9 protein-coding genes and 1 pseudogene are annotated in these 11,240 nt (G+C 76.3%); 1 reads left to right on the forward strand and 9 read right to left on the reverse strand.

What is annotated here, in order from left to right; all coding sequences use genetic code 11:
* A pseudogene (locus ACSNOB_RS30000) lies at positions 1 to 1,120 on the reverse strand (transposase); the annotation flags it as partial.
* Between the two features lie 40 nt (positions 1,121 to 1,160).
* Positions 1,161 to 2,114: a DNA primase gene (locus ACSNOB_RS30005; RefSeq protein ID WP_436690576.1), complete on the reverse strand. Its 954-nt coding sequence runs from the start codon at positions 2,112 to 2,114 to the stop codon at positions 1,161 to 1,163.
* Positions 2,115 to 2,232: 118 nt separating this feature from the next.
* Between ACSNOB_RS30005 and ACSNOB_RS30010 the strand changes: the two genes are divergently transcribed.
* On the forward strand, positions 2,233 to 2,574 hold the full coding sequence (locus ACSNOB_RS30010; protein WP_436690578.1) for a PadR family transcriptional regulator: 342 nt from the start codon (positions 2,233 to 2,235) through the stop codon (positions 2,572 to 2,574).
* A gap of 43 nt (positions 2,575 to 2,617) precedes the next feature.
* On the opposite strand, the gene ACSNOB_RS30015 is transcribed toward ACSNOB_RS30010, so the two are convergent.
* The 7 genes from ACSNOB_RS30015 to ACSNOB_RS30045 all read right to left on the reverse strand — a co-directional run bounded on the left by ACSNOB_RS30015 (position 2,618) and on the right by ACSNOB_RS30045 (position 10,799).
* Positions 2,618 to 3,286, reverse strand: coding sequence for a permease prefix domain 1-containing protein (locus tag ACSNOB_RS30015; protein WP_436690580.1), 669 nt, complete (start codon positions 3,284 to 3,286; stop codon positions 2,618 to 2,620).
* Positions 3,287 to 3,376: 90 nt separating this feature from the next.
* Positions 3,377 to 5,326, reverse strand: a complete 1,950-nt coding sequence (cydC, locus tag ACSNOB_RS30020; RefSeq protein ID WP_436690582.1) for a thiol reductant ABC exporter subunit CydC — start codon at positions 5,324 to 5,326, stop codon at positions 3,377 to 3,379.
* A complete protein-coding gene (gene cydD / locus ACSNOB_RS30025) occupies positions 5,323 to 7,002 on the reverse strand; it encodes a thiol reductant ABC exporter subunit CydD (protein ID WP_436690584.1) in 1,680 nt (559 codons plus the stop codon). The genes cydC and cydD overlap by 4 nt, the downstream gene beginning before the upstream one ends.
* Positions 6,999 to 8,006, reverse strand: a complete 1,008-nt coding sequence (cydB, locus tag ACSNOB_RS30030) for a cytochrome d ubiquinol oxidase subunit II (RefSeq protein WP_436690586.1) — start codon at positions 8,004 to 8,006, stop codon at positions 6,999 to 7,001. Before cydB ends, cydD begins: the two co-directional genes overlap by 4 nt.
* Before the next feature lie 9 nt (positions 8,007 to 8,015).
* The gene (locus ACSNOB_RS30035; RefSeq protein ID WP_436690588.1) at positions 8,016 to 9,266 is read right to left on the reverse strand and encodes a cytochrome ubiquinol oxidase subunit I; all 1,251 of its coding nucleotides are present in this window, start codon (positions 9,264 to 9,266) and stop codon (positions 8,016 to 8,018) included.
* Between the two features lie 149 nt (positions 9,267 to 9,415).
* Positions 9,416 to 10,321, reverse strand: a complete 906-nt coding sequence (locus ACSNOB_RS30040; RefSeq protein WP_436690590.1) for a M56 family metallopeptidase — start codon at positions 10,319 to 10,321, stop codon at positions 9,416 to 9,418.
* Positions 10,322 to 10,331: 10 nt separating this feature from the next.
* On the reverse strand, positions 10,332 to 10,799 hold the full coding sequence (locus ACSNOB_RS30045; protein ID WP_436690592.1) for a BlaI/MecI/CopY family transcriptional regulator: 468 nt from the start codon (positions 10,797 to 10,799) through the stop codon (positions 10,332 to 10,334).
* Between the last annotated feature and the right edge of the window lie 441 nt (positions 10,800 to 11,240).

Genomic DNA, 11,240 nt, shown 5'->3' on the forward strand with positions numbered 1-11,240 from the left:
GAAAGCCTTGTGTCCCGGGAGGAGGACGACGCCGGGGCGCGGGGGGTGGCGTCGCGCCGGAGACTGGCTCCGGGCGGCTCCGCCGACCGCCGGTCGGGGTCGGCTCGGGTTCCGTGGGTCGCACGGGGCGCAGGCCGGCTCCGGTGGGGGCGAGGCCGGGCAGGTCGCCGACCGGCTCGCCGCGCCGGGCTGCGGCCCGGCGTCCGGGGGCCGGCGCGGCGGGCGCGCCGACCCGGGAGCTGAGCGCGCCGACCAGGGCCTCGCAGCCGGCGTCGCAGGCCCGGACGGCGGCGACGGCCTGCCGCACGGTCTCCGCCACGGCGGAGGTGAGCGCGCGGTTGACCGTGGCGCGTCGCGGCGTCTCGCTGATGGCGACCCGCAGGGCGGTCACCGCGTCGGTGAGCTCGTCGGCGCCGGCGACCCCGTCGGCCACGAGGTGCGCCGCGACCGCGTCGGCGGCGACCGAGACCTCGCGACCGCCCAGCATCCCCGGCTCGGGCAGCGCGTCCAGCACCGCCAGCGAGACCGGCTCGGCCGGGTCCGGGTACGCGCGCAGGGCGGCGGGGTAGAGCTCGCGGAGCACCTCGCGCAGCGCGACGGCGGCGGAGTGCCGGCCGCTGGCCAGCGCGGCGTGCGCGGCGAGCACCTGCTTGTATCCGGCGAGGTCCCGGGGCGCGGGGAGGGTGACGGCGGAGAGCGCGCCGGCCTGCAGGGCGCGGGCCAGGCCGACGGCACGCCGCTCGGCCGGGGGCGACTGCATCTCCTCCAGGGAGTCGTCGTCGGCGAACCGCTCGGCGAAGTCGTCGACGGAGTCGTCGTCGGCGATCGCCAGGGGGCGACCCGCGGCGCTGAGCAGCGAGGTGACCGTGTGGTCGTCGCTGTCGGCGGCGATCGCCGCACCGCTCGGCCCGCCCGACCGCTCCACGAGCAGCGCGACCAGCTGGGCGTAGCCAGCCGGGTCGTCGCCGACCTCGCAGACATGCAGCAGACGGCCTGCGTCGTCGACCACAGCGGACGTCAGCGCCGAACCGGCCGAAGCCGATCGGTCGGCCGGATCCGCCGAGGCCAGACCGCAGTACACGCGCACGAGCGCCACGGCGTCGTCCTCCTCCCGGGACACAAGGCTTTCTCTGCCAGAGACTGATGCTCCCCGTAAAGGGTCAGTCGCGCCAGTCCACGACCGCAGAGATCTTGCCGACAATGGTGCGCCAACCCAGACTTGCGGTTTGTGCCCCGATTTTCTTCAGCCGTCGCCGGCCGAAGAACGCGCCGACGCCGCCGTTGACCGTGGCGCGCAGCGCCTCGTCCAGGTCGTCGAGGCTGGAGCCGGCGGAGAGCATGTCCAGCACCGCGGGCAGCCGCAGCGCGTACGCCAGGTCGCGGGCCACCTCGCCGGCCTCGATGAGCAGCGTCGGGTCCCAGGTGTCGTGCCCGCCGCGGAGGTTCTCCACCACCAGGTCGAGTTCGTAGATGTCCTCGTCCAGCGGCGCGATGTCGGCCGGTTCCACCCGTTCGGACAGTTCGCCCCAGCTGTCCAGTTGGGACAGGTCGTTGGGCGCGCCGGAACGGATGAAACTCACCAGCGACTCGGGCGTCTTGAAGAGCAGCAGCTTGCCCCGGTGGCTGAGGAAGACCGGGACCTCCTCGTCGCCCGCCTCGTCCTCGGCGTCGACGGCGGCCGCCTCGGCGTCCTCGTCGTCGGCCGCGTCGCGACGGGCCTTGCCGTCCTCCTCGTCGCTCTCGGCGAACTCCTGCGCGACCTCCTCGTCGAGGATGACGACGGTCTCGTCGTCCTCGTCCTCGTCCTCCTCGACGGCCTGGCGGCGCGCCAGGAAGGGATCGTCCTCGTCGCGCTCGGCCACGTCGGTCGGGGTCAGCTCGCGCGCCGGCCGGTACGCCCGCAGCGTGTAGCCGGTGCCGGCGGGCAGCGCGATCTCCACCGGGTCGATCCGCAGCTCGTCCCAGAGGGCGCGGGCGGCGTCGGCCGAGACGGGTGCGGTGCCGGACTCGGCCGGGCCGTCCGCGTCGTCGAGCTCGAGCTCGGGTTCGTCGGCGTCGGGCCGTTGGGGCGACTGGCGGGCCACGCTGACCTCCGTGTGCTTCGGGTTGCCCACCCGCCGGCGTCCGCCGCCGACGAGTGACTCTGGGCACATACCCTAGTGGGCGGCTCCGGGGGACCGGTGCCCGCACCCCGGTGGCGGAGCGGCTCGCCAACAAGTAGGCTTTCTACGCATGAAGGCCCAGGCGCTGCACGGACACCTCGACGCGCTGCTGCTCGCGGTGCTGGAGCAGGGCTCGCTGCACGGCTACGCGATCATCGAGGCGCTGCGGGCCCGCAGCCACGGCCAGCTCGACCTGCCCACCGGCACCATCTACCCGGCGTTGCGCCGCCTGGAGCGGGCCGGCCACGTGGCCAGCACCTGGAGCACCGTCAACGGGCGCGAGCGGCGGACGTACCAGCTCACCGACGCGGGGCGGCGGGCGCTGGCCGGGGAGCGGTCCGGGTGGCGCGAGTTCAGCACCACGGTCGGCCGGTTCCTCGACACGGACACCCCGCCCACCGCGCCCGCCTGACTTCACCGTGGCCGGTCCCCGCCCGGGACGTCGGGGCGCGCGGTCAGCGGACGGCGAGCAGCCAGGTGCGGGCGGCCCGGCCCAGCCACAGGTAGCCGGCGGCGGCCACCACCGCGCCGACGAGCATCGGCGGCCAGGTGAGCGCGGCCTCCCACAGCCCGACCGACCACGCGAAGAGGGCCGCGCCGGCCAGCACGCCGAGGGCGAGGACGCCGGTCAGGGCCGCGCCCACCACCCGGCCGACGACGCCGTCGCCGCGCAGCGCCCACCGGCCCGCCCCGGCCAGCAGCAGCCCGGCCGCCGCCAGCGCGAACGCGGCTCCCCAGATCCAGTTGACCGAGGTCGACAGGAGCACGTAGCCGGCCGGCGGGCGGGGCCCGTCGCTCCAGCTCGCCCCCTGCCAGGTCAGGTCCCCGGCGACGAACGCGACCACGGCCAGCCCGATGACCCGTAGCGACAGCCCGCGCAGCGCGGCCACCGCAAGCTCCGCCTGCCAGGCCGGGACCAACTGCGCCGGTGAGCCGAACTCCACCACCGCCCGACGCTGGGCCTCCGCCGCCGGCAGCCCGTCCGCCCGGTACGCCTCGACGGCGTCCAGCAGGCCGTGCCGCGCCTCGGTCAGCAGGTCGGACTTCAACCGGCGCGGCCCGCGCAGGCGCTTGTCCAGCTCCCGCAGCCGCTCCTCCACCATCGTCGCGTCGTCGCCCCGCATGGCACCACCCTGTCACGGGCGGCCGCCGGACGTCGTCCGGGACAACCCTGGCCCGACCCGGAGGTGCGGGATCCGGGAAGGGCGCCGCGATCAGGGGCGCAGCGCCAGGTACCCGCGTTCGGCCGCCTCCTGGAGCAGCCACTGGTCCCGGTACCAGCCGGGGGCCGCCACCAGGTCGGCGTGCCGACCGCGCTGCGCCACCCGGCCGGCGTCCAGCACCAGGATCTCGTCGAGGTCGGCCAGCCCGCTGAGCCGGTGGCTGATCAGCAGCACGCAGTGCCCGGCCGGGGTGGCCGCCAGCGTGGCGGCGAGGACCGCGTCGGCGGCGGCGGGGTCGAGGCCCTCGGTCGGCTCGTCGAGCACCAGCACGCCCGGCGCCGCGAGCAGCGCCCGGGCCAGCGCGAGCCGCTGCCGCTGGCCGCCGGAGAGCTGACCGCCCTCCTCGCCGACCACGGTGTCCCAGCCGTCCGGCTGCTCGCGTACCCAGTCCAGCAGGCCGGCCGCCGCGGTCGCCGCCGCCAGCTCGTCCTCGCTGGCGCCGGGCCGCCCGAGCAGCAGGTTCTCCCGCACGGTGGCGTGGAAGACGTACGCCTCGGCGAGCAGCCCGCCGACCGCGCGGGGCAGTTCCCCGGCCCGGTACGTCGACAGGTCCCGCCCGTCCAGGGTGACCCGCCCGCGCTCCGGGCGTACCGACCCGGTGAGGACGGCCGCGAGGGTGCTCTTGCCGGCGCCGCTCGGGCCGACCACGGCCACCCGGCGCCCGGGCGGCAGATGGAGGCTGAACCCGTCCAGGGCGGGCGCGGCGCCCTCCCGGTACCGCACGGTCACCTCCGCGAACCGCACGTCGTACGGTCCGGGGCCGACCGGCGCGTCGCCGGGCGCGGCCGCTGCGGCCGGGGGGTCCAGCAGGGCGGCCACCCGGGTCAGGCCGGTGCGGAGCTGGGCCCACTGCCGGGCGGCCCCGACCAGCGCCAGCGCGATCTCGACGGCCGCGAGGGTGCCGACCGCCAGCACGCCGACCAGCACCCCGGCCACGTCCGCGGCCAGGGCGGCGAGCACCACCGCGCCGGCGGTCAGCCCGGCCACCAGCACCCCGGCCGCGTCGACGGCGAAGCCGGTGGCGGCGAGCCGCCGCTCCAGCCGGGCCAGGCGCCGGGCGCGTCGGTCGGCCGCGTCCAGCGCGTGCCCGGTGGCGCCGAACGCGGCGAGGTCGGCGGCGCCGTGGGTGAGGTCGACCGCGTCGGTGGCGAGCGCGCCGCGCAGCGGGGCCAGCTCGGCGGCGGCGCGCCGGGTCAGGGCGGTGGCCAGCGCGGGCAGCGCGACCCCGGCGACCAGCAGCCCGACGGCGAGCGCCCCGGCGGCGGCCGGCGAGATCAGTGCCGCCGCGCCGACCGCGACCACGCTGACCAGGGCCGCCGCCGAGGCTGGCACCAGCACCCGCAGCAGCAGGTCCTGGACGGCCTCCACGTCGGAGACGAGCCGGCTCAGCGCGTCCCCTGAGTGCTGCCGCGGCGTCGGGCGGGCGGCGAGGGTGGCGAAGACCCGGGCCCGGACGTCGGTGATCAGCCGCAGCACGGCGTCGTGCCCGGCGAGCCGCTCGGTGTAGCGGAGCACGCCCCGGCCGACCGCCAGCGCCCGGACCGCGACGATCGCCACGGTGAGGCGGTCCAGCGGGGGTCGGCCGGCGGCGCTCATCAGCAGCCAGGTCGCGGTGGCCATCAGGGCCAGGCCGGCGAACTCGGTGGCGGCGGCGAGCAGCCCCGCGCCGAGCAGCCGGTCCAGGTACGGCCGGGCCAGCCGCAGCACCGTCCGCTCCGGGGAGCGGGCGCGGCCCGGGTGCGGCTCGTCGCCGCGGCCCGCCGGCGGTCCGGCGACGTCCTCCGTCCGTCCCGGCTCGCCGGTGGCGCCGTCCCCCGGCCTTGCTCCGGTGTTGTCCCTCGCCAACGGCGGCCCGGCGACGTCTCGCCCCGGCCCGCCGGTGGCGCCGTCCCCCGGCCGGGTTCCGGTGTCGTCGCCGGCCGGCCTCGGCTCGTCGGTCATCGGGTCGCCTCCCCGGCCGCCGCCGGGGTCAGCTCAGTGACCCGGCCGTCCTCGATCCGCAGGATCCGGTCCGCGTCGGCGAGCAGCGCCGGCCGGTGCGCCACCAGCACGGCCGTCCGCCCGGCCACCAGCCGGCGGGTGGCGTCGAGGACGACCGCCTCGCTCGCGGTGTCCAGCCGGGCGGTCGGCTCGTCGAGCAGCACCACCGGGGCGTCGCGCAGGAACGCGCGGGCCAGCGCGACGCGCTGCCGCTGCCCGCTGGACAGGCCGTACCCGCGCTCGCCGAGCACGGTGGCGAGCCCCTCGGGCAGGCCGGCGACGACGTCGTCCAGGGCGGCGTCGCGGACGGCGGCGCCGAGGGCCGCGTCCGGAGCGTCGGGGGCGCCGAGCCGGATGTTGTCCGCCAGCGAGGTGGCGAAGAGGTGGGCCCGCTGCGGCACCCAGGCCACCTGGCGGCGCCAGGCGTCCAGGTCCGTGCCGGCCAGGTCCACCCCGCCGACGGTCACCCGGCCGGCGGTCGGGGCGACGAAGCCGAGCAGCAGGCCGAGCAGGGTGCTCTTGCCGGCGCCGCTCGGGCCGATGACCGCGACGCGCTCGCCCGGCCGGATGGTCAGCGTGACGTCGCGCAGGGCGGTGGTCCGCTCGTACTCGACGGTCACCGACTCGAACCGGATCACCCCCCGGCCGTCCGGTGTCGCGGCGGCCCCGCCCGCAGCGGCCGGCACCGGGGCGGCGGCCGAGAGGGTGAGCGCCTCGTCCAGCGCGGTCAGCCCCTCCATGCTGGCGTGGAAGCGGCTGCCGGCCGCCCGCAGCGGCAGGTACGCCTCCGGCGTGAGCAGCAGCACGAGCAGCGCGGTCTGCAGGGTCAGCCCGCCGCCGAGCAGCCGTACGCCCACGGGCACGGCGACCAGCGCCACCGAGAGGGTGGCCACCAGCTCCAGCACCAGGGCGGAGAGGAACGCGATCCGCAGGGTCTTCATGGTCGCCACCCGGTGCCCGTCGGCCATCCGGCGGACCACCTCGGTCTGCGCCCCGGCCCGGCCGAACGCACGCAGGGTGGGCAGCCCGGCGACCATGTCGAGGAAGTGCCCGCCGAGCAGGGAGAGCCGTCGCCACTGCCGCTCGGTGGCGGCCTGCGCCTGCCAGCCGAGCAGCGCACCGAAGATCGGGATCAGCGGCAGGGTGGCCGCGATGATCAGCGCCGAGCTCCAGTCGGCGACGAAGATCCGGGCCAGCACGGCGACCGGCACGGTGACGCTCAGCACGAGCTGCGGGAGGTAGCCGGTGAAGTAGGCGTCCAGCGCGTCCAGCCCGCGCCCGGCCAGCGTGGCGAGCTGCCCGGCGCGCTGGCCGGCGACCCAGCCGGGGCCCTGCCGCCCGACCGCGCCGAGCAGCTCCGCGCGCAGCGCCGCCTTGACCGTCGCCGCGACCCGCGCGGACACCGTCCCCTGCGCCCAGACCAGGACCGAGCGGGCGGCCACGGCGGCGACGAACCCGGCCAGGGCGGGCCGGTCCAGCCGCCCGTCGAACGCCGTCGCCAGCAGCGCGGCCAGCGCGGTGGCCTGCGCGACGACCAGCCCCGCGGCCAGCACGCCGAGCAGCGCGAGCACGGCGAGGTCGCGCCGGGCCGCGGGGACCCGGCGCAGCAGACGCGGGTCGAAGGGACGGCGGTTCACCAGTACACCGGTGCCCTGCCGTCGGTCCGTCCCCGGAAAACCCACCAGCACATCGCCTGAAAGCCTAGTAGGGCCGGCAGGAGCGGCACCGTCAGCCAGCCCAGCAGCCGCAGCGTGGGTGCGCTCGCCGCCGCGTCGGCCACCGTCAGGGACGCGCCGGGGTCGACCGTGGAGACCAGCGCGTAGGGCCAGAGGGTCGCGCCGACCAGCACCACCGGCAGCGCCAGGGCCGCCCCGGTGGCGGCGAAGGCCAGCCCCGGCCGCCGCCGGGCGAGGGCCACCCGGGCCGCCAGCAGCGCCGCGACCAGCAGGGACAGCAGCAGTACGGCCACCACCGGCTGCCCCGCGGCGGCGCGTACGTCGGCGGAGAGCAGGCCGAGCGCGGTGGCCGCGCCGACGGCGACGAGCGCCACCGGGACGAGCCGGCGGGCCAGCCGCCCGACCGACGCCGCCTCGGCGGCCGGCAGCCGGAGGGTGAGGAAGGTCGCACCGTGCAGGGCGACGAGCGAGACGACGGCGAGCCCGGCGGCGGCCACGAACGGGGTGAACAGGTGGCTTGCCCCGGCGACGTGGCCGTCGGCGTGCAGCGGCACGCCCTGGAGCAGTCCGGCCAGCACGGCGCCCCAGCCGAGCGCGGCGAGCACGCTGCCGACCACCACCACCCGGTCCCACCCGGCGCGGGCCCGCGACCCGGCCGGGCGGCTGCGCAGTTGCACCCCGGCGGTCACCAGGATCACCCCGGTCAGCGCGCCGACCACGGCCGGGTAGAAGCCGGAGAGCAGCTCCCCCTCCAGCACGGGGAAGGCGCCGAACAGGATGCCGACGGCGGCCACCAGCCAGACCTCGTTGCCGAGGAAGAACGGGCCGACGGCGTTCAGCGCGGCGCGACGGCGGGCGGGGTCGGCGCCCCGGGCGAGCAGCAGGCCGACGCCGTAGTCGTAGCCGCCGAGCACCAGGTAGGTGGCGAAGAAGAGGCCGAGCAGGGCGTACCAGGCGAGTTCCACGTCGTCTCCTCAGGCGAAGGCGGGCTCGGGGCGGGGGTCGGCGGGCGGCTGCTGCGGCGGGCGGCCCAGGGCGGGATCGGCCGCGCCCCGGGCGGCGTGCCGGGCCAGCAGCACCCAGTTGGTGACGGCCAGGGCGCCGAGCAGCAGGCTGAAGCCGACGAGCGAGGCGAGCATCAGCCACGGGCTGACCGGCGACACGGCCCGGTCCACCGGCAGCAGCCCGTACGCGACCCAGGGCTGGCGACCGACCTCGCGGGAGATCCAGCCGAGGATCACCGCGACGAACGGCAGCGGCAGGGCGAGCAGGACCAGCCAGAGGGGGAAGCGCAGCCGGATGGCCCAGTCCCGCCAGAGCAGCGGGAGCAGCAGCCAGAGCAGGCCGAGGCCGAAGCCGATGAGGATCATGAAGCCGAGGCCGACACTGGCCAGCACGGGCGGGGTGTAGTCGCCGGGGCCGAACCGCGCCGTCCAGTCGGCGACCAGCTCGTCCGCCGCGGGACTCCCGCCGAACTTGGTGGGCTGCACCTGCCCGACCGGGCCGAACTGGGCGAAGCCGAAGCCCTGCACCATGGTGATCGACAGCGCCGCGGTGACCAGGCCGATCCGCAGCGAGGTGCGGAACAGCGCGAAGTCCGGGGTGCGCCGGATCAGGTGCCACGCGCTGACCGCGGCCATCAGCATCCCGCCCACCAGCAGCGCGGCGAAGACCACGTGGCCGAACGCCATGCCGAGGCTGGGGTTGGTCAGCAACGCGGAGAAGTCGGTGAGGTGGGCGACGCCGTCGCGCACCTCGTAGCCGACCGGGTTCTGCAGCCAGGAGTTGGCCACCATGATCCAGAATGCCGAGGCGTACGCCGTGAGCGCGACGCCCCAGAGCAGGGCGAGATGGACGCCCCTGCGCAGCCGGTGCCAGCCGAAGATCCACATGCCGAGGAACGTCGACTCCAGGAAGAAGGCGACCAGCGTCTCGATGGCCAGCGGCGCGCCGAAGACGTTGCCGACGTAGCGCGACAGGCCGCTCCAGTTCAGCCCGAACTGGAACTCCATCACGATGCCGGTGGCGATGCCGAGCACGTAGTTGATCACGTAGAGCTGGCCCCAGAAGCGGGTCAGCCGCTCGTAGATCGGCTTGTCGGTGAGCACCCAGGCGGTCTGCAGGCCGACGAGCAGTGTCACCAGGCCGAGGGTGACCACCACGAAGAGGAAGTGGATCGAGGTGGTGGTGGCGAACTGCAGTCGGGCGAGGAGCAGCGTGTCCATGGCCGGCTCTCCGTACGGTTGGCTCTCTTGTCGTAGCGAGCCTACACGTAGATTCTCTACCTATAACTACTACGTCGTGTCGTAGAAAAGAATACGACGATGCGTAGTAGTCGTGGGAGCAGGTGTCGCGCCCGGATCCGGGCCGTTGCTCAGCTGAGGAAGAGCGAGATGGGCAGCGCGGCCACGGTGGTCGCCACCGCCAGCGCGGTGGCCCCGATCAGCCGGGGCGGCCGATCGGCGACCAGCAGCCGCTGCACCCGGGCGTCGAGGTCCCCCTCGCCCATCCCGAGGGCGCCGGCCGGGGTGATCCGGTTGCCGGCGGCGGCGAACCGGCGCAGCGCGCCGGCCAGCGGGGCGTCGGCGTGCGCCTCGCGGGCCTTGTCGTCGGCCCGCATCTCCACCAGCAGGGCGACCCGCTCGTACGCCGCGCGGACCCAGGCGAACCAGGGCAGCGCCCGGCAGAGCGCGGTGAACGGCAGCAGCACCAGGTCGTGCCGCTCCTGGGCGTGCGCCCGCTCGTGGGCGAGCACGGCCGCCAGCTCCTCGCGGTCCAGCAGGTCGAGCGTGCCCGCGCTGACCACCACCCGCGGCTTCACCCCCGGCAGGCAGTACGCCGCCGCGCTCGGATGGTCCAGCACCAGCGCGCCGGGCACCGTCGGGTCCCGCCGGGCGACCAGGGTGAGCAGGTCCCGGTGTCGGCGCTGGGCGCGTACGGTGCCGTGGATGCTGCGCACGGTCGTGGTCAGCAGCACCGCGCCGATGCCGAAGCCCACCCCGACGGCGGCCAGCTGCGGCACGCCCACCCCGACGGGCAGCGTGCCGTGGCTCAGGTCGGTGGCCAGGGCGACCAGCGCGCTGCCGGTGGGCCGTTCGTAGGCCGCCAGGCCCAACGCCATCGGCAGGCCCATCGCGGAGAGACCGAGCGCCAGCCCGACCGCCTGCCAACAGATGATCGCCACCCGGGGGCTGCGCCACGTCCAGGTGGAGCGCGCCAGCACCTGCGCGGTCAGCCAGCAGGCCAGCATCGACGCGGCGAAGTGCAGGGCGTACGCCACGGCCGCCGCCCTACCGGTCCGCTGCCTCGTCGGCCCGGGCCGGTCGGCCGGCCGGGTCGGTCGGCGCCTCGATCCGGTCGGTCAGGCCGCCCTCGCCGCGCCCCGTCGGCCCGGCGGCGGCCTCGGCGCCGAGGGCGGCGCGCAGCACCTCGGCCTCGGTGCCGGTCACCGAGCGGGCGAAGCGCACCAGCGCGGCGTCCCGGCTGCCGCCGAGGTCGAGGGCGTCGAGCATGAGCTGGGCGATGTGCGCCTCGCGGCTGGCGGCGGCCCGGTAACGCCAGGCCCGCCCCTCCCGCTCGCGCTGCACCATGCCCTTGCCGGCGAGCCGGTCCAGCACGGTCATCACCGTCGTGTACGCCAGCTCGCGGCCGTCCAGCGCGTCGGCCACCTCGCGCACGGTGATCCCGTCCGACGTGGCGGGGACCGAGTCCCACAGCACGTCCATCACCGCACGTTCGAGATCACCGAGCCGAGTCACGCCGCAATCCTACCCCCCGTAGTACGACGTGATGTCGAGCACGTCCCCTACCTCGGCCAAACCCTTCCGGCCCGCCGGCATCCCAGAGCTCCGGCCCGCCAGCACCCCGGAGCAGACCCCGCCAAGCTCCGCGCGGCCCCGCCCAAGATCCGCGCGACGGCTCCGCCAAGATCCGCGCGACTTCCGTGAAGTAGTGGCCTCTGGGCGGCGCCGAGGCCACTACTTCACGCAAGTTGCGAAAGGGCGTCCATGTCGCCACCGACAAGCACGCCTTCCCGCCGTCCAGATCTTGAGCGGCGGGCAGGGAGGCAGCGGGATGCCGGACCGGCCGAACGGGGTGGTCAGGCAAGGGAGCGGTCGGTGGCGGGGCGACCGGGCCGGCTGGACGGGTGGTCGGGGGAGTAGCGGTCAGTGGAGGGGTGGTCAGGCTCGATCCCTCCG

This window comes from Micromonospora sp. URMC 106, assembly GCF_051386395.1.
Classification (GTDB): domain Bacteria; phylum Actinomycetota; class Actinomycetes; order Mycobacteriales; family Micromonosporaceae; genus Micromonospora.

Coding starts and splice junctions, on each gene's coding strand:
- ACSNOB_RS30010 (WP_436690578.1), top strand. CDS start 2,233: ATGAAGGCCCAGGCGCTGCACGGACACCTCGACGCGCTGCTGCTCGCG.
- ACSNOB_RS30015 (WP_436690580.1), bottom strand. CDS start 3,286: ATGCGGGGCGACGACGCGACGATGGTGGAGGAGCGGCTGCGGGAGCTG.
- cydC (WP_436690582.1), bottom strand. CDS start 5,326: ATGACCGACGAGCCGAGGCCGGCCGGCGACGACACCGGAACCCGGCCG.
- ACSNOB_RS30035 (WP_436690588.1), bottom strand. CDS start 9,266: ATGGACACGCTGCTCCTCGCCCGACTGCAGTTCGCCACCACCACCTCG.